The organism is Amycolatopsis sp. H20-H5 (assembly GCF_035828755.1).
Lineage (GTDB): Bacteria > Actinomycetota > Actinomycetes > Mycobacteriales > Pseudonocardiaceae > Amycolatopsis.
In genome coordinates this window covers 31,119-48,434 of sequence record NZ_JAYMZS010000019.1, presented here as the reverse complement: position 1 = coordinate 48,434, position 17,316 = coordinate 31,119, and the positions used below count along the sequence as shown (strand labels likewise).

The following is a 17,316-nucleotide window of genomic DNA, read 5'->3' as shown; positions in this document are numbered from 1 at the left end:
AAACCACCAGGTTAGCCGGGGCGGAGCGGGCGATGAAGCAGCGGGACGACGAGACGGTGGGCCGCCGGATCCACCGGCTGCGCACCGGCCTCGGCCTGACCCAGCGCGAGCTCGCCGAGCCCCGGTACACCCCCGGCTACATCTCCGCCGTCGAAAGCGACCGGCGCACCCCGTCGGCGGAGGCGCTGCAGCATTTCGCCCTCCGGCTCGGCCTCGGGGTGGGGGAGCTGGCCACCGGCCGGAGCTCGGATCACGTCGTCGAGCAGGAGCTCGTCCTGCTCGAAGCCGCCGTGGCCGGTGACCGGGCACGGCTGGCCTTGGCCGCGGTGGGGCCGCCCCGGCTGCGGGCACGGGCGATCATCGACCTCGCCGTCCTCACCGAGGATCTCGAGCAGGCGGCGGAGCTGTACGCGCGGGCGGGCGTCCTGCTCGCCGGGGAGCCGCCGCATCTGACTGTCGAGGCGAGTGCCGGGCGCGCGGTCTGCCTGCGGCGGTCGGGCGAGTTCCGCTACGCCCGGCATCTGCTGCGCACGGTCCGGGACGAGCTGCACGGGTCCGGCCATCCCGATCCGGCGGCGCTTTTCTTCGTCGACGCGCATCTTGCCGCGTGCGACGTCCAGGTCGGTGATGACGGTTCCACGGCGGCGGTCGAGGCACTCGCGCTGGCGATGCGGAGCCCGGAGCTCGTCCGCGAGCTCAACCTCCGGCTGGCTCGCACCTTGGTGCGGGACGGCCGCTTCGACGACGCGACGCTCGCCGTGGCGCAGGCTCGCGCGGCGCACCGGCAGCTCGGCCTGCGGCCGGAACTCGCGCTGTGTCACCAGGCGCGGGCCCACGTCCGCCGGGACGCCGGTGATCTCGCCGGCGCCGTCACGGACCTCGACGAGGCGCGGACGATCTTGGCGGCCGAGGGCAGGCGGCCGGAGGCGGCCGACGTCGCCACGGAACTGGCCGGGGTGCACCGCCTGCTCGGCCACGCGGCGAGCGCGCGAGCCCTGCTGGCCGACGTCCTCGCCGAGGGGGAGGCCGAATCCCGGGTGGCCGCCCGCGCTCACCGCCAGCTCGGCCTGCTCGCCGCGGACGAGGGTGAGCTCGGCACCGCCGAAGTCCGGCTGAACACGGCCGCGCGCGTGTTCGAGCGGACCGGCCCACGCCATGATCTGGCCAGGACCTTGCTCGACCTGGCCGATCTGATGGCCGTGCGGGGAAACGCCGGGGACGCGGCTTCGGTACTGAGTGAAGGCCTGCGCACCATCGAACGAATGACCCGCGCGCTGACCGAATAGACGGGTTCAGCGATTCTGGCGTGGCGATTCTGAGGTGCTCGCCGAGAGCATCTCACGCCGTTCCTGTGAGAATGTTGAGAGATACCTGTGTGTTCACTCTTTCGATTCTCATGAGAACCTTATTAGAGATCGTCGTCACGTCTACGGGGAAGGGTGACCTGGCGGTCTACGCCGCGTAATCCGTTGAGTGGTCCCGTTTGTGCATAGTAAGGATTGTGTGAGCCGGACGCGGGCGACTTCGCGCCGCCGCGGACACAGGAACCGGTGCTACCGTGAAATTAGTGGTTGTTCCGCCAGATGTATTCCCGGTGAAATCCGGTCTTCGCCGATAAGGACACGGCGTACTCGGTTCCCGGGTAAATCCGAGTTATAGGAGGTGATCCGTGACGCTTGACGCGCGCGGAATCAGGCTGCGTGAACCTAGCGACGGTCTCGAACCGGATCTCGGCCTCGCCGTTTTCCCGGCAGTCGAAGCTCCGGCGGCACGCACCCTTCTGCGAATACTGGAAGACTCGGTTTCCCGCCGGCCGGCCGCGCCGGCGCTCGACGACGGCGAACGCGCGCTGACCTACGCCGGACTCGACGCCGAAGTGCGCAGGCGCGCGGCGGGATTGCGCGCCTCGGGGGTGGGCACCGGTGACCGGGTCGGCGTGCGCGTCGCCGCCGGGACGGTGGACCTCCACCTGGCCGTGCTCTCGGTCCTCGCCGCGGGCGCCGCCTACGTCCCCGTCGACGCCGACGACCCGGAGGAGCGAGCCGAGCTGGTCTGGCGCGAAGCCGGTGTCCGCGCGGTGATCGGCGCCGACGCGAAGCTCTCGCTCCGCCCCGAGGTCTCGTCGACCGGCCGTTCCGGCCCGCCGGACCCCGCCGACGACGCCTGGATCATCTTCACCTCGGGTTCGACGGGCAAGCCCAAGGGCGTCGCGGTGAGCCATCGTTCTGCCGCGGCTTTCGTCGACGCCGAGGCCCGCCTGTTCCTGCGCGACGAGCCGATCGGGCCGGGCGATCGGGTGCTCGCCGGGCTGTCCGTCGCGTTCGACGCCTCCTGCGAAGAGATGTGGCTGGCCTGGCGTCACGGCGCTTGCCTGGTGCCCGCCCCGCGCTCGCTGGTGCGCAGCGGCGCCGACCTCGGGCCGTGGCTTCGCGAGCGGGGGATCACCGTGGTGTCGACCGTGCCCACCCTGGCCGCGTTGTGGCCCGCCGAAAGCCTGGCCGCCGTCCGGCTCCTGATCGTCGGCGGCGAGGCCTGCCCACCGGAGGTCGTGCGGCGCTTCGACGATGGCGAACGCGAGGTGTGGAACACCTACGGCCCGACCGAGGCCACCGTGGTGGCCTGCGCGACGCGGCTGCGCGCGGGTGAGCCGGTCGGGATCGGGCGGCCGCTCGACGGCTGGCGGCTCGCCGTCGTCGACCCGGCGGACCCGGCCGGGATCCCGGTGCGCTGGGGCGCGGTCGGGGAGCTGGTCATCGGCGGGGTCGGCCTCGGCCGCTACCTGGACCAGGTGAAAGACGCCGAGAAGTACGTGCCGCTGCCGGGTCTCGGCTGGTCGCGGGCGTACCGCAGCGGTGACCTGGTGCGCGCACTGCCCGGCGGCCTCGAATTCGTCGGCAGGGCGGACAACCAGGTGAAGCTGGGCGGGCGTCGCGTCGAGCTCGGTGAGATCGACGCGGCCCTGCTCAGCCTGCCGTCGGTGGCCGCGGCCACCAGCATGGTCCGCCGGACCGCGGGCGGCATCGACGTCCTGATCGGCTATCTCGTGCCGGTGGACGGGAATCCCGGGCGGTTCGACCGGGCCGCCGCCACGCGTCTCCTGCGTGACCGGCTGCCCGCCGCGCTCGTGCCCCGGCTGGCCGTGCTGCCCGAGTTCCCGGCCCGCGCCTCGGGCAAGGTGGACCGCGAGGCGCTGCCGTGGCCGCTGCCTCCGGCGAAACCGGCGATCCGCACTGACGTCAACACTGACGTCAACACTGACGTCAACACTGACGTCGATGAGGAAATGGCGCGGCTGCTGGACATCTGGGGCACGTTGCTCGGCGCGGACGTCGGCCCGGACAACGATTTCTTCGACCTCGGCGGCACCAGCCTCGCTGCGGCCAGGCTCGTTTCCCTCCTGCGCGAGTGGTATCCCGGCGTTTCGGTGGCCGAGGTCTACCGGAACCCCACCCCGGCCGCGTTGCGCTCGGTGCTGACCGCCGGTGGCGCCGAACCCGCCGAGCCGCCTGCCGAGGGCAAGCCCACGCCCCGGCGAGCCGGGTGGATCCAGGTGCCCGCGCAACTACTGCTGCTCTGCTTCTCCGGCATCCGCTGGTTGCTGGTGATCGCGTTGCTGGGCAACGTGCTCTCGCTGTTCCTGCCGGAAAGCTGGCTGCCGACGATGTCGTGGTGGGTGCTGGTCCCGGCGTGGCTCCTGCTGTTCACCCCGTCGTGCCGGATCTTCGTCGCGGCGGCCGTCGCCCGGCTGCTGCGCGGCCGGATCGCCCCGGGTGCGTATCCCCGTGGCGGCCGGACGCACCTGCGGCTCTGGGCGGCGGAACGGTTCGTCGTCTCGTTCGGGCCGGGTGCCATCGTCGGTACCCCGCTCGCCGCCCGTTACGCCCGGCTGCTCGGTTGCGTGGTGGGGAAGGACATCGACCTGCACACACTGCCGCCCGTCACGGGACTCGCGACGTTCGGCGACGGCTGCGCTGTCGAGCCCGAGGCCGACCTGAACGGCTGGTGGCTGGACGGCGACGTCCTGCGCGTCGGCGAGGTGCGGATCGGGGCCAGTGCGCGCGTCGGCGGCCGGAGCACGCTCCTGCCGGGTGCCGAACTCGGTGCTGGGGCGGAACTCCTGCCCGGTTCTTGCCTCGGCGGGGCCGTGCCTGACGGCGAAACCTGGGGCGGCTCACCCGCGGCTGCCGCGCTTTCGGGGCAGGGCTGGCCTTCGGCGCGGCCGCCGCGTTCGCGGACCTGGGCGGCGCTGTACGCGGTGAGCGCGGCCCTGCGTGGCGTCCTGCTCGCGGCCGCCGCGCTGCCGGCGACGGTGATCGCGTTCCTGGTGCTGCCCAGTGGTACGACGCTGTTCAGCGCGACCGGGGACGTGCTGCGGTGGATGCCGCTGATGGTGGTGGCGGGCGTCGTCAGCCACGCGCTGCTGGTGGCCGCCGGGGTGCGGCTGGCGAGCCTCGCGATCGAACCGGGCGTGCACCCGGTGCACAGCCGCTCGGGCTGGGCGGCCTGGCTCGTGCACGATCTGCTGAACATGGCACGGAAGACGCTCTTTCCCTTCTACGCCAGCCTGTTTTCGCCGGTGTGGCTGCGGGTGCTCGGCGCCAAGGTCGGCCGTTCGGTCGAACTGTCCACTGTGCTCACCCTGCCGAAGATGCTGCGGGTGGACGATTCGGCGTTCCTCGCCGACGACGTCCTCGCCGCGCCCTACGAGCTGCGGGACGGCTGGGTGCGGCTGGGCCGGGTGGACATCGGCGCCCGCGCGTTCGTGGGCAACTCCGGCATCGTCGGCCCTGGCCGCGGTGTCGGTGAAGGCGCGCTGATCGGGGTGCTTTCGGACGCGCCCGACGACGTCCCCGACGGTTCGTCGTGGCTGGGCCGTCCGGCGATGCGGCTGCGCCGTGAGGCCGAGGACCACGATCCCGCCCGCACATACGCTCCCCGGCCTCGGCTGCGGCTGGCTCGCGCGGCCGTCGAACTGTGCCGCCTGGTGCCGTTGTTCGTCGCCGGTGTGCTGGGCGCGGGGATCTTCGCCGCGTTCGCCTCCGTCTACGACCAAGCCGGTTTCTGGCCGGCGGCGGCCGCCGGGGGAGTGGTCCTGTTCGCGGCCGGGATTGTCGCCGGTGTGATCACCACCCTGGCGAAATGGGTGCTGATCGGGCGTTTCCGGGCCGGGAAGCATCCTTTGTGGAGCTCGTTCGTCTGGCGCAACGAGCTGTTCGACACCTTCGTCGAGACGCTGGCCGTGCCCTGGCTCGTGCAGCCGTTCCTCGGCACGCCCGTGCTGAACTGGTGGCTGCGCAGCCTGGGCGCGCGCATCGGCCGTGGCGTCTGGTGCGAATCGCACTGGCTGCCCGAACCCGACCTCATCGAGATCGGGGCGGGCGCGAACGTCAACCGCGGCTGCGTGCTGCAGACGCACCTGTTCCACGACCGCGTGATGCGGCTCGAGCCGATCCGGCTGGAACGACACGCCACACTGGGGCCGCGCAGCATCCTGCTGCCGGGGAGCCGCGTCGGCGTCTCGGCCACCGTGGGCGCCGGTTCGCTGGTGATGGCCGCCGAGTCGGTGCCGGGACACAGCCGCTGGCACGGCTCGCCGATCGTCCGGCAGCGGTGAGGTCCCTGAAGGCCACCATGACAGCGTAAAACGCCGTGAAGGTGGCCTTCAGGGGCAGTCAGCCGAAGGCGGTGTCTTAGTGTCTCGGTGTCTCGGTGTCTTAGTGTTTGGGCCGCGGCTCGGCTGATCGCGTCGGCCGCGGCCGCTAGCACCGGCGAGTCGAGTTTCCACTGCTGCCAGTGGAGCTCGACGTCGACCGGGCGGCCGGGGGCGAGGTCGATCAGTGCGCCGGGCCGGTGCGCCGCCTGCGCCTCGGGGACCATGCCCCAGCCGAGGCCCGCGGCGATCGCGTCCGTAAAGGCCTCCGAGGCAGGCACGTGGTGGCGGACCTGGCCGAACCGGCGGCGGCGGGTGAGGGCCCGCAGGAACCGGTCCTGGAGGTCGTCCTTGCGATCGAAGACCACGGCGGGCACGTCCGGCAGCGTCTGCCGCAGGGGGCCGCCGGAGAGATGACGTTCGGCGAAAGCGGGGGAGGCCATCGCGCGGTAGCGCATCCGGCCCAGTTTGCGCGCGGTGCAGCCCTGCACCGGTTCCGGTGATGACGTCACCGCCGCCATCACCAGGCCCTCCCGCAGCAGCGCCGTCGTGTGGTCCTGATCGTCGCAGCGGAGGTCGAAACAGATCTTGAGCTCCTCAGGGACCTGGGCCAGCGCGGGCAGGAACCAGGTCGCGAGTGAGTCGGAGTTCACCGCTATCGGCAGCGTGGTCGGCTCTGGCGAGCCGGTGAGGCCGAGCTCGGCGCGCGTGTCCTGTTCCAGCCGGGTCAGCACGCGGGCGAACCGGACGACGACCTTGCCGGACTCGGTGAGCCGGACCGGCCTCGACCGCAGCAGCAACACCCGGCCCGTCCGCTGTTCGAGGGCCTTCACCCGCTGGCTGACCGCGGACGGGGTCACGTGCAGTACCTCCGCGGCCGCGTCGAAGGACTGTTCGTCGACGACGGCGAGCAGCGTCCTGACCTGGTCCAGCGGGAGATCCCACATCACAATCGCTAATGATACCTGAGAATCATTAGCTGGATTCAGGATGCGCGCGACCGTACCGTCGGACGGGTGCTTGACGTCCTGACTGTCCTCGCCGCCGGATTCGGCACCGGCCTCTCCCTGATCGTCGCGATCGGCGCCCAGAACACCTTCCTGCTGCAGCACGGCCTTCGCGGCGGCGCGGTGGTGCACCTGGTCGTCATCTGCGCGCTGTCGGACGTGGTCCTCATCGTGGCGGGCGTCAGCGGGGTCGGCGCCGTGCTGCACCGGTGGCCCGCCGTGGTCGGCGTGATCGCGCTGGGCGGCGGCGCTTTCCTGATCTGCTATGGTTTTCTCGCCGCACGCCGGGTGTTCCGCCCGGCCTTCCTGCAGGTCGGCGCGGCCGAAAACACCTCACCCCGCAAGGCCGTCCTCACCTGCTTCGCCCTCACCTGGCTCAACCCGCACGTCTACCTCGACACCCTGCTGCTGCTCGGTTCCGTCGCCGCCGGGCACGGCGACGGACGCTGGCTGTTCGGGCTCGGCGCGGTGCTCGCCAGCGCGGTCTGGTTCAGCGCGCTGGGTTTCGGCGCGCGCCGGTTGACCGGGCTCTTCGCGCGTCCGGCGTCCTGGCGCGTGCTCGACGTCCTGATCGCCGTCACCATGACGACCCTCGGCGTGACGATGGTCGCGACCCAGCTCGCCTAGCGGCCAGAACACCGCGGGGGTACAAGCGGAATCCCGGCTTCCGGTATAGCTTGGCCTGGTTGATCCAACTGAAGGGGAGCGCATGAGCGACGCGATCACCGCCGGGTCCGTGACCATCACCGGTCACGGGGGCGACCAGATCGAGGCCTACCTGGCACGGCCGCTGGACCCGGCCCCGCACGGCAGTGTGGTCGTCATCCACCACATGCCCGGCTACGACGCCGCGACGAAGGAGATCGTCCGCCGGTTCGCGGTCGACGGGTTCGCCGCCCTGTGCCCGAATCTGTACTCCCGCGAGGCGCCGGACGCGAGCCCGGACGACGCGTCGGCCGCCGTGCGCGCGGCGGGCGGTGTCCCGGACGAGCGGCTGGTCGGCGACGTCGACGGCGCGGCCCGGCATCTCAAGAGCCTGGAGGGCGCCAACGGCAAGGTCGGCGTGATCGGGTACTGCTCCGGTGGCAGGCAGACGTTCCTGTCCGCGTGTTCGCTGCGGCTCGACGCGGCCGTCGACTGCTACGGCGCGTTCGTGGTGAACGACCCGCCGCCGGGGATGCCGTCCTCGATGAAGCCGTTGCTCGGGCTCGCTCCCGACCTGTCCTGCCCGCTGCTCGGGCTCTTCGGCGGCGACGACCAGTACCCCGGCCCGGAAGAGACCGCGAAACTCGCGGCCGAGCTGGACAAACTCGGCAAGACGCACGAGTTCCACACCTACGAGGGCGCCGGCCACGCGTTCTTCTCCGTCGACAGGCCGAGCTACCGGCCGGAGGCCGCGACGGACGGCTGGGCCAGGATCCTCGACTTCTACGGCCGCCACCTCGCCGCCTGAGCTCAACGGGAGCACCGGAAATGTGTACTTATCTCACCGAGAAGATCGCCATCGAGGGCAGCGGAAAGGGCGCGCAGGGTTGGTTCGGGCTCAGCCACGCGACGGTCTACGTCGACCACCCGGTCCACGCCGGTTACGCCCACACCGTCAACATCGACTTCCTCAACCCGGCGATCGGCCCCTCGGCCAGGGTCGCGGTCGAGCTGACCGAGGAGGACGCGCTCGCGCTGGTGGCGGCGATCCAGACCGCGCTCGCCGCCGCGCCCGCCGGATTGGCTTCACGGAACCAGTAGCCCCGCGACGGTAGGTTGGGCGCCATGCCTTCCGACGGCCCGAGGGGCCCGCACAGTCCTGAACGGACATCCGTGGTGGTGACCGGCGGCAGCGGGTTCATCGGCCGTGCGGTCGTGCGCGCGTTCCGCGCGCGGGGTGTGGCCGTCACCGTGGTGGACCGCGTTCCGTTCCCCATCGGAGCTTCCGGGGACGACGGGGACGACGGCGTCCACGATGGCGTCCACGTTGTCGTCGGCGAGCTCCGGGACGCGGAGGTCCGGGAAGCGGCGGTGACCGCGCGCACCGCGGGCATCATCCACCTCGCCGCGCTCACCTCCGTGCTGCGCTCGGTCGAGCGGCCAGTGGAGACCTACGCGGACAACGTCGCGGTGACCCAGGACCTGCTGGAACTGGCCCGCCGCCACGAGGTGCCGCGGTTCGTACTGGCCTCCACCAACGCGGTGATCGGCGACGTCGGCACCGCGACGATCTCCGTGGACCTGCCGCCGCGGCCGTTGACGCCCTACGGTGCGACGAAGGCGGCGTGCGAGATGCTGCTTTCCGGTTACTCCGGCGCGTACGGGATGACGACCTGCGCGTTGCGGTTCACCAACGTCTACGGTCCCGGAATGTCCCATAAGGACAGTTTCGTGCCCCGCCTGATGCGTGCCGCGCTCGCCGGGACCGGCGTCCGGATCCACGGCGACGGCGAGCAGCGCCGCGACCTCGTCCATCTCGACGACGTCGTCCGCGCGATCGGGCTCGCCTTCGACAGTGGGTACTCCGGCCGCGCGATCGTCGGCGCGGGGCATTCGGTTTCGGTGCTGGACCTCGTCGAGACCGTGCGTCAGGTGACCGGCGCCGCGCTGCCGGTCGAGCACGTCGCGGCGCCCGCGGGGGAGATGCCCGCGGTGGTCGTCGACATCGCCGCCAGCGCGGAGACCATCGGCTACCGCCCGGAGGTCCCGCTCGCCGACGGCCTCGCCTCCGTGTGGAAGTACTTCTCCGAGCTGGCGCGGCCCGCCAGGTGAGCTTTTTCCTGCGTCGCCACGGGTTCCTGCTCCTGCTGCTGGCCGCCGGGGCGGCGTTGCGCGTGGTGACCTGGCTGGCCTACCGGCCCGCGCTGCTGTACATCGACTCGTTCCGCTACCTCGACAACCTCCACGCGCTGCGCGCGGATCAGCTCAACCCCATCGGCTACGACCTCGTGCTCCGGCCCCTGCTCGCGCTCGGCGGGCTCGCGTTCGTCGCGGCGGTGCAGCACCTGGCGGGGCTGGCGATCGCCGTCGGCGTGTACGCGCTCGCGCTGAAGCTGGGCGCCCGCCGGTGGGCAGGCGCGCTGGCCGCGGCGCCGGTGCTGCTCGACGCGTACCAGCTGCAGATCGAGCAGACCATCATGTCCGAGGTGGTCTTCGAGGCCCTCCTGCTCGGCCTGCTGTGGTTGCTGCTCGCCCGTCGCGGCGCACCCGGCTGGAAACGGGTCGCCGCCGCTGGTCTGCTCGTCGGCGCGACCGTGCTCGTGCGGTTCATCGGAGTCGCGGTGGCCGTCCCGTTCCTCGGGTACGTGCTCGTGGCGGGCGGGGCTTGGCGGCACTGGAAGGGGTGGCTGCGAGCCGGGATCGGCGTGCTCGGCATGGTCGTGGTGCTCCTGCCCAACGTTCTGGTCCTGCACGCGGAAACCGGGAACTGGGCGCTGGCGGGCCCTTCCGGCAGCATGCTCTACGGCCGCGCGGCGGCTGTTGCGGACTGCGCCACTTTGGACCTCCAGCCCGAGTTGCGGGTGTTCTGTCCCGTCGAGCCCGTCGAGCAGCGGCTCGTGGACAACTACACCCACGCCGACCTCGATCCGAACTGGCCGGGACCGCTCCCCCCGGGCGCGGACAGGCAGAAGCTGGCGCACGAATTCGCCGTCGCGGTGCTCAAGGCGCAGCCGTGGGACGTGCCGAAGGCCATCCTCGGTGACTTCGCGAAGAGCTTCGCCTTCGCCAGGCAGCAGTCGCCGACCGACGTCGCGCTCGACCGCTGGCAGTTCCAGCCGACGTATCCATTGTGGGCGGACACCGGCATCGTCGACCAGCTCACCGTCCAGTACGACGGCGTGACGCCGAAGGTGAACCCGCCGCTGGCGTCTTTCCTGCGTGGCTACCAGCTCGGTGGGGGATACGTGCCGGGCGCGGTGCTCGGTTTCGGCGCGCTGCTCGGGTTGCTGACCGTGTTCCGGCGCCGGAAACCCCGCGACAGAGCCAGAACGGGAGCTTTGTTCGCGTCGGCGTCCGGCTTGATCCTGCTGTTCGCGTCGGCGGTGTTCGAGTTCTCCTGGCGCTACCAGTTGCCCGCGCTGGTCCTGCTCCCGCTCGCCGGCGCGCTCGGCTTTACCACGCTGACGGCCGCGAGCAGGCGTCGTCTCGCCGCGTACCCCGACGCTGTCGACGTGGAGGCGGTCAGGGAGTTCGACGAGCGTTACCCCGGCGCGAGCCTGGCCCCGCTCACGGTGGTCATCGCGGCCTACAACGAGGCCGGCGGGATCGGGCAGGTACTGGCGGAGATGCCGGGGGAGTGCGTCGGCCTGCCGGTCCACGTCCTGGTGGTCGTCGACGGCGGCACCGACGACACCGCCGAGATCGCCGTCGCCCACGGCGCCTACGTCTGCGTCGCGCCTCGCAACCGCGGGCAGGGGGCGGCGCTGCGGCTCGGCTACCACCTGGCGGCCGGAGCCGGGGCCGAGTACCTCGTGACCACCGACGCCGACGGTCAGTACGACAACAGCGAGCTGGCCGGACTCGTCGCGCCGCTGCTGGACGGGACCGCGGACTTCGTCACCGGTTCCCGGCGGCTGGGGCAGGAGGAGGCCGACAGCCGCGTCCGCTGGCTGGGTGTGCGGGTGTTCGCCGCGCTGGCTTCGGTGCTGACCTGGCGCCGGATCACCGACACGTCGTTCGGGTTCCGCGCGATGCGCGCCGAGCTCGCCTGCGCCGTCCCGCTGGGCGAACCGCAGTACCAGTCATCGGAACTGATGCTCGGTATGACCGCCCACGGCGCGCGGGTGCTGGAGCTGCCGATGAGCATGCGGCTGCGCAAGGCTGGCAAGAGCAAGAAGGGCGGCAGCCTGGTCTACGGCGCGAACTACGCCCGCGTCATGACGGGGACGTGGTGGCGGGGGTACGTGCTGCGCCGCGGCCGAACACGAGCCGGTCGAGCAGGGTGAACTTGACGACGAACACCAGCGCGTAACTGGCCACGTACGCGCCGTCGAGCAGGACGACCCACAGCGCGTGCGGCAGTGTCAAGGGCGCGATCAGGTGCCCTGCCAACGTTGTCAGCCCCACTGCGACGAGCCCGCACACGGCGATCACGACGAGATACGGCGCGAGTTCCCGCCGGACCCGCGGCCTGCCCCGCCTGCCCCATACCCAGCGGCGTGTCACGAGGTAGTTGGGCACCGCGCCCGCGGCGAACGCGACGGCGCTGGCCAGCGCGGGAGCACCACCGGCCCACAGGATCGTGAGCAGTGCGGCCTGGCTGACAAGGGTGGCCACCACCGAACTCGCGGCGGCGCGGGCCAGCCTCACGAGGCGGCGGCGCCAGGGCGATTCCTCCGTCGTGCGAGGTTTCACCGCGTTGGTTACCGTCGACATGTCCCCAGTCTCCACTCCGGCCGTTGCTCCCGCCGTCCGGCCCCCGGACGCATAGGAGATTCACAGCTCGTTGCCAGGCCTTTATCAGTACTTTGTCGATAGCGTCGGCAAAGTAGGCAACAACGTGCCCAGTGGAATCAGCGTTGTTCAGTCGCGTACACAGGCAAGAAAGGCGGCACAATGCGAGTGCTGGTTCTCGGCGGTGACGGCTATCTTGGCTGGCCCACCGCGTTGCACTTATCGGACAAAGGGCACGAGGTAGCCGTCCTCGACAATTTCGCACGGCGAGGCTACGACGTCGAACTCGAGGTCGAAAGCCTGGTGCCGATCGGAACACTGGCCGAGCGTGTCGCGGCTTGGCGGGAGGTCTCCGGAAAGCGGATCGGCTGTTACGAAGGCGATCTTCTCGACGCCGCATTCCTGTTTGACGCGGTCACGGATTTCGCGCCCGACGCCATCGTGCATTACGCCGAACAGCGGTCCGCGCCGTACTCCATGATCGACCGGGAACACGCGGTGTACACCCAGCACAACAATGTGATCGGCACCCTCAACCTGCTGTACGCGATCGCCGAGACGAATCCGGAAATCCACCTCGTCAAACTGGGCACCATGGGTGAGTACGGCACGCCGAACATCGACATCGAGGAAGGCTGGCTCGAGCTCGAGCACAACGGGCGCACCGACCGCGTGCTGTTCCCGAAACGGCCGGGGTCGTTTTACCACCTCACCAAGGTGCACGATTCGCACAACATCGAGTTCGCCTGCCGCGCCTGGGGCCTGCGGGCGACCGACCTCAACCAGGGCATCGTCTACGGGCAGCGGACCCCGCAGACCGCGCTCGACCCGCGGCTGGACACCAGGTTCGACTACGACGCCGTTTTCGGCACCGTGCTGAACCGCTTCGTCATCCAGGCGGTGCTGGGCCAGCCGCTGACCGTCTACGGGCAGGGCACGCAGATGCGCGGCCTGATCGACATCCGTGACACCGTGGAGTGCGTCCGGCTCGCCGTCGAGCACCCCGCCGATCGGGGCGAGTTCCGGGTGTTCAACCAGATGACCGAGAGCAGGTCGGTGCGGGGCATCGCCGAGCTGGTCGCCGAGCGGTTCCCCGGCCCGGTCCAGATCGAGCATCTGGACAACCCGCGGACCGAGGCCCCCGAGCACTACTACAACGTCAAGCACACCGGCCTCGTCGGCCTCGGCCTCGAACCGCACCTGCTTTCGGAGACCCTCATCGAGTCGATGTTCGACCTGGTCGGCGCGAACAAGCAGCGGGTCAATCCCGACCGGCTCCGGCCCCAGGTGCGCTGGACGGCGGCCGTCAACCGCGTGGTCGCACCCTGACGAGCGGCCATCAGCCGGCGGCGCGGTCATCCAGCTTTAGTGATGTGTCAACAAATATTTTGCTAGGCTGCCGCCATGGCGGATCCACAGCGGCTCGAGGAACAGCGGCTCGACGAGCGGGAAGCGCGCGTGTGGCGGTCCTACCGCGGGCTCGGGCAGGAGCTGCAGGCCGCGCTGGATCGGCAGCTGGTCCGCGACGCCGGTCTGTCCGCGGCTGAATACGCGCTGCTGGTGCCGCTGTCCGAGGCGTCAGGGGACGTGCTGCGGATGCGGGACCTCGGCGTGCGGATCGGCTGGGACCGCAGCCGCCTTTCGCACCAGGCCCGCCGCATGGCGAAGCGGGGCCTGCTGGTCCGCGAGGACTGCGCCGACGACGCGCGGGGAGCCATGGTGCGGCTGACCGCGGCCGGGCGCGCCGCCATCGAGAACGCCGCCCCCGAACACGTGGCGACGGTTCGCCGCTACTTCGCCGACCCGCTGTCGGACGAAGAGCTCGACCTGCTCGGCGCGGTCTTCGAGCGGCTGCGCGACCGGCTCGCCGCGGACGCGGACTGAGCTCGTCACCTGCGCTTCGCCGCTAATTCTTTTGACGTCGCGGGCCGTCTTCGGTGATGCTGGAAAAGCAACGTTTTCCTTCTCTTTCACCCTTTGTACCCGCGAACACTCGAAAGGAGGTGCGCACCGCCATGACCGTTCTCGTGCTCAACGCCGGTTACGAACCCCTGCACACCGTCTCCGTCCCGCACGCGATCAGAATGCTCGTCCGGCACGTCGCGGAGATCCACGAAGCCGAGCAGGACAGCAATTTCGGGCTGTTCCCCCGGCCGCGGGTCGTGCGCCTCCTGCGGTACGTCGTGATGAAATGGCGCTACGGCAGCCAGCCCCGCTGGTCCCGGCGCGGCGTGCTCAAGCGCGACGACCACACCTGCGCGTACTGCGGCCGCCACGCCACCACCATCGACCACGTGAAGCCGCTCAGCCGCGGCGGCGCCCGCACCTGCTGGCTCAACACCGTCGCCGCGTGCGGCGGGACCTCCCGCAGCTGCAACGCCCGCAAGGCCGACAAGCTGCCGGAGGAAGCCGGTATGCGGCTCCGCTTCGCACCGCGCGTCCCGACGTGGGGCGAGCTGCACTCAGTCGTCGTCTGCCCCTGAAGGCCTTCATGACGGCGTCTAACGCCGTGATGGTGGCCTTCAGGGACCGTCACGCTCGGAAGGCCTTCAGCACGGCGTCAGACGCCAATGCCAGGGATTTAAGCTTGCCCGATTACAGAAGTCTCTGAAGGCCACCATGAGGGACTTAGACGCCCTCATGGTGGCCTTCAGAGACTTCAGGACCGGAGGGGCGGCAGCGCGCTCAGTCTGGTGGGCCGACGATGTGGATCGCCGCTTCCTCGGCCGACGCGGCGCCGCCGTCGATGCCGATGTCGGAGGCGGACCACCCTCCGCCGTCGAACGCGATCAGCCTGCCCGCCCGCCGATCCCCGGCTTCGGGGTCGACGAGCTCGCCCTCGGCCCCCACCACGTCGCCGAGCTGGTCGCCGCCGGGTTCGCCGTCCTCGGGCACCTCCCGCGCGAGACGGCCGTCCCAGCTTTCGCGGACGCGCTCCTCCCGCTCCGTGGTGCCCCAGCCCTGGACCGCCCACGGCCGCTCCGGCGGTGAGTAGCCCTCGTCCAGTGCGTCCTCGACACCCCGGTCCTCCAGGGTGTCGTCGGGGTCGAGCTGACCGCCGCCGGCGTTGTCCTCGTAGTCGCTGCCCATGGCGACAGTGTCCGCTCTCCCCGGCCGGATCGCGACCGAGCGGGGGTGACGGTCACCCGATCCGGCCGATCGGGCATTCTTGCCGGTGCCAGGGGTACCGACGAGATCATCCAGCGGGGGATAGGGCGCAATGAGCACCGAACCTGAGCTTGCCGTTCCGGCCAGTGTCGAGAGTCCGGTCCAGCCGAAGGCACCCGGCTCCGGCCTGGCCCGGTGGCTGCTGGAGCACCGGGTCGCCCCGGTCGGCCCGGAAAGCGCCGAGGCACACGCCGAACCGCAGGCCTGGTGGAAGGTCATGTGCCTCACCGGCGTCGACTACTTCTCGACGTTGTCGTACCTGCCGGGCATCGCCGCCCTCGCCGCCGGGGCGTTGTCCCCGCTGGCGACGCTGCTGATCGTCGCGCTCACCCTGTTCGGGATGCTGCCGATGTACCGCAGGGTCGCCAGGGAGAGCCCGCACGGCCAGGGTTCGGTCGCGATGCTGGAGAACCTGCTGCCGTTCTGGCGCGGCAAGGTCTTCGTGCTCGTCCTGCTCGGCTTCGTCGCGACCTCGTGGATCATCACGATCACCCTGTCCTCGGCGGACGCGACCGTGCACATGCTGGAAAACCCTTACCTGCCGGGATTCCTGCACGGGCAGGCGGTGCTGATCACGGTGGTGCTGCTGCTGATCCTCGGCGGGGTCTTCCTGATGGGCTTCAGCGAGGCGGTCAAGGTCGCGATCCCGCTCGTCGCGATCTTCCTGCTGCTGAACGCGGCCGTCGTGGTGGCCGGGGTCGTCGAGCTGATCGCGGAGCCCGCCGCGCTTTCGCGCTGGACCGACGCGCTGACGTCGCGCGGTGGCGGTTTCTTCGGCGCGCTCGGCCCGGCGGTCATCGCGTTCCCCGCGCTCGTGCTGGGCCTGTCCGGGTTCGAGACCGGGGTCAGCATGATGCCGCTGGTCGCGGCCGAGGGGGAGACGGCAGAGCAGCGGCTGGAGTCGCGGATCCGGAACACCCGCAAGCTGCTGACCGTCGCCGCGCTGATCATGTCGGTGTACCTGCTCGCCACGAGCTTCATCACGACCGTGCTGATCCCGGCCAACGAGTTCAAGGAGGGTGGCAGGGCGGCAGGCCGGGCGCTGGCCTACCTCGCCCACGAGCGGCTCGGTGAGGCGTTCGGGACCGTCTACGACGTCAGCAGTGTGCTGATCCTCTGGTTCGCCGGTGCGTCCGCGATGGCCGGGCTGATCAACATCGTGCCGCGGTATCTGCCCACCTATGGGATGGCCCCGGAATGGGGCCGCGCGGTGCGGCCGGTCGTGCTGGTCTACACCGTGATCAGCATCCTCATCACGATCGCCTTCGGCGCCGACGTCAACGCGCAGGCCGGCGCCTACGCGACCGGGATACTGGCGATGATGGTCTCCGGCGCCGTCGCGGTGACCATCTCGGTGCTGCGCGGCCGCCAGCGGTTCGCCACCGTCGCGTTCTCGGTGCTGACGCTCGTGCTGCTCTACGCGCTGGTCTCGAATGTGATCGAGAAGCCCGACGGCATCGCCATCTCCGCGCTGTTCATCCTCGGGATCGTGGTCGTTTCCCTGATCTCCCGGGTGTCGAGGACCACGGAGCTGCGAGCCGACCGGATCGAGTTCGACGAGACGGCCCGCCGGTTCGTCACCGACTCGCTCGCCAACGACGGCGCGCTGAACATCATCGCCAACCGCCGTCAGGGCGGCGACCTCGCCGAGTACTCGGCGAAGGAGGTCGAGCAGCGCGGGATGAACCCGGTGCCGGGCTCGGCCGACGTGCTGTTCCTGGAGATCGACGTCATCGACCCCTCGGAGTTCAGCAACGTGCTGCAGGTCCGCGGGGTCGACATCGACGGCTACCGGATCCTGCGGGCGCAGAGCCCGGCCGCGCCGAACGCGATCGCCGCGATCCTGCTGGCACTGCGGGACACCACCGGGGTCCGGCCGCAGTGTCACTTCGAGTGGGCCGAGGGAAATCCGCTGGGTCACCTGTTCCGCTACCTCATCCTCGGCCGGGGCGACACCGCGCCGGTCGTCCGCGAAATCCTGCGCGCCAGCGAGGAGGACCCGGCCCGCCGTCCCGGTATCCACGTCGGCAGCAGCTGACGGGGCCCTGCTCGTCGGGTCCGCAGTCGAGTCCACAGTTCTGTCCATAGTGGAGTCACGCGGCGGCGAAACCC

The 17,316-nt window shown here is 70.6% G+C and carries 13 protein-coding genes and 1 pseudogene; 11 read left to right on the top strand and 3 right to left on the bottom strand.

Features of this window, described 5'->3' with window-relative positions; translation table 11 throughout:
• Nucleotides 1-32: 32 nt before the first annotated feature.
• Nucleotides 33-1,286, top strand: a complete 1,254-nt coding sequence (locus QMK34_RS14185) for a helix-turn-helix transcriptional regulator (protein ID WP_326414380.1) — start codon at nucleotides 33-35, stop codon at nucleotides 1,284-1,286.
• Between the two features lie 383 nt (nucleotides 1,287-1,669).
• Entirely contained in the window at nucleotides 1,670-5,614 is a 3,945-nt protein-coding gene (locus QMK34_RS14180; RefSeq protein WP_326414379.1) for a Pls/PosA family non-ribosomal peptide synthetase, read from the top strand.
• A gap of 101 nt (nucleotides 5,615-5,715) precedes the next feature.
• Here the strand turns inward: QMK34_RS14180 and QMK34_RS14175 are convergent.
• Nucleotides 5,716-6,597: pseudogene (locus QMK34_RS14175) on the bottom strand (LysR family transcriptional regulator ArgP); the annotation flags it as partial.
• A gap of 69 nt (nucleotides 6,598-6,666) precedes the next feature.
• On the opposite strand from QMK34_RS14175, the gene QMK34_RS14170 reads away from it, so the two are divergent.
• The 5 genes from QMK34_RS14170 to QMK34_RS14150 all read left to right on the top strand — a co-directional run bounded on the left by QMK34_RS14170 (nucleotide 6,667) and on the right by QMK34_RS14150 (nucleotide 11,588).
• Complete coding sequence (locus QMK34_RS14170) at nucleotides 6,667-7,284, top strand: LysE/ArgO family amino acid transporter (RefSeq protein ID WP_326414378.1); 618 nt, start codon at nucleotides 6,667-6,669, stop codon at nucleotides 7,282-7,284.
• A gap of 82 nt (nucleotides 7,285-7,366) precedes the next feature.
• Nucleotides 7,367-8,110 (top strand): dienelactone hydrolase family protein, encoded by a 744-nt coding sequence (locus QMK34_RS14165; RefSeq protein ID WP_326414377.1) that lies wholly within the window; start codon nucleotides 7,367-7,369, stop codon nucleotides 8,108-8,110.
• A 20-nt stretch (nucleotides 8,111-8,130) separates the two neighbouring features.
• On the top strand, nucleotides 8,131-8,403 hold the full coding sequence (locus tag QMK34_RS14160; RefSeq protein ID WP_326414376.1) for a DUF6295 family protein: 273 nt from the start codon (nucleotides 8,131-8,133) through the stop codon (nucleotides 8,401-8,403).
• Nucleotides 8,404-8,427: 24 nt separating this feature from the next.
• The gene (locus tag QMK34_RS14155) at nucleotides 8,428-9,414 is read left to right on the top strand and encodes an NAD-dependent epimerase/dehydratase family protein (RefSeq protein WP_326414375.1); all 987 of its coding nucleotides are present in this window, start codon (nucleotides 8,428-8,430) and stop codon (nucleotides 9,412-9,414) included.
• Nucleotides 9,411-11,588, top strand: coding sequence for a glycosyltransferase family 2 protein (locus tag QMK34_RS14150; RefSeq protein ID WP_326414374.1), 2,178 nt, complete (start codon nucleotides 9,411-9,413; stop codon nucleotides 11,586-11,588). Before QMK34_RS14155 ends, QMK34_RS14150 begins: the two co-directional genes overlap by 4 nt.
• Here the strand turns inward: QMK34_RS14150 and QMK34_RS14145 are convergent.
• A complete protein-coding gene (locus QMK34_RS14145) occupies nucleotides 11,518-12,018 on the bottom strand; it encodes a GtrA family protein (RefSeq protein WP_326414373.1) in 501 nt (166 codons plus the stop codon). The genes QMK34_RS14150 and QMK34_RS14145 overlap by 71 nt on opposite strands.
• 180 nt (nucleotides 12,019-12,198) lie before the next feature.
• Between QMK34_RS14145 and QMK34_RS14140 the strand changes: the two genes are divergently transcribed.
• The 3 genes from QMK34_RS14140 to QMK34_RS14130 all read left to right on the top strand — a co-directional run bounded on the left by QMK34_RS14140 (nucleotide 12,199) and on the right by QMK34_RS14130 (nucleotide 14,519).
• Complete coding sequence (locus QMK34_RS14140) at nucleotides 12,199-13,365, top strand: NAD-dependent epimerase/dehydratase family protein (RefSeq protein WP_326414372.1); 1,167 nt, start codon at nucleotides 12,199-12,201, stop codon at nucleotides 13,363-13,365.
• A 75-nt stretch (nucleotides 13,366-13,440) separates the two neighbouring features.
• Nucleotides 13,441-13,920 carry a MarR family winged helix-turn-helix transcriptional regulator gene (locus QMK34_RS14135; protein WP_326414371.1) on the top strand — a complete coding sequence of 160 codons (480 nt, stop codon included), beginning with the start codon at nucleotides 13,441-13,443 and terminating at the stop codon, nucleotides 13,918-13,920.
• 131 nt (nucleotides 13,921-14,051) lie between these two features.
• Nucleotides 14,052-14,519, top strand: a complete 468-nt coding sequence (locus QMK34_RS14130) for an HNH endonuclease (RefSeq protein ID WP_326414370.1) — start codon at nucleotides 14,052-14,054, stop codon at nucleotides 14,517-14,519.
• Nucleotides 14,520-14,721: 202 nt separating this feature from the next.
• On the opposite strand, the gene QMK34_RS14125 is transcribed toward QMK34_RS14130, so the two are convergent.
• Nucleotides 14,722-15,126: a DUF5709 domain-containing protein gene (locus QMK34_RS14125; RefSeq protein WP_326414369.1), complete on the bottom strand. Its 405-nt coding sequence runs from the start codon at nucleotides 15,124-15,126 to the stop codon at nucleotides 14,722-14,724.
• Nucleotides 15,127-15,256: 130 nt separating this feature from the next.
• On the opposite strand from QMK34_RS14125, the gene QMK34_RS14120 reads away from it, so the two are divergent.
• Complete coding sequence (locus QMK34_RS14120) at nucleotides 15,257-17,242, top strand: amino acid transporter (RefSeq protein WP_326414368.1); 1,986 nt, start codon at nucleotides 15,257-15,259, stop codon at nucleotides 17,240-17,242.
• Nucleotides 17,243-17,316 lie beyond the last annotated feature (74 nt).

Bases quoted from the DNA above. Each gene is read 5' to 3' on its own strand.
- QMK34_RS14135 (WP_326414371.1), top strand. From the start codon at position 13,441: ATGGCGGATCCACAGCGGCTCGAGGAACAGCGGCTCGACGAGCGGGAA.
- QMK34_RS14165 (WP_326414377.1), top strand. From the start codon at position 7,367: ATGAGCGACGCGATCACCGCCGGGTCCGTGACCATCACCGGTCACGGG.
- QMK34_RS14145 (WP_326414373.1), bottom strand. From the start codon at position 12,018: ATGTCGACGGTAACCAACGCGGTGAAACCTCGCACGACGGAGGAATCG.
- QMK34_RS14140 (WP_326414372.1), top strand. From the start codon at position 12,199: ATGCGAGTGCTGGTTCTCGGCGGTGACGGCTATCTTGGCTGGCCCACC.
- QMK34_RS14120 (WP_326414368.1), top strand. From the start codon at position 15,257: ATGAGCACCGAACCTGAGCTTGCCGTTCCGGCCAGTGTCGAGAGTCCG.
- QMK34_RS14160 (WP_326414376.1), top strand. From the start codon at position 8,131: ATGTGTACTTATCTCACCGAGAAGATCGCCATCGAGGGCAGCGGAAAG.
- QMK34_RS14130 (WP_326414370.1), top strand. From the start codon at position 14,052: ATGACCGTTCTCGTGCTCAACGCCGGTTACGAACCCCTGCACACCGTC.
- QMK34_RS14155 (WP_326414375.1), top strand. From the start codon at position 8,428: ATGCCTTCCGACGGCCCGAGGGGCCCGCACAGTCCTGAACGGACATCC.
- QMK34_RS14185 (WP_326414380.1), top strand. From the start codon at position 33: ATGAAGCAGCGGGACGACGAGACGGTGGGCCGCCGGATCCACCGGCTG.
- QMK34_RS14125 (WP_326414369.1), bottom strand. From the start codon at position 15,126: ATGGGCAGCGACTACGAGGACAACGCCGGCGGCGGTCAGCTCGACCCC.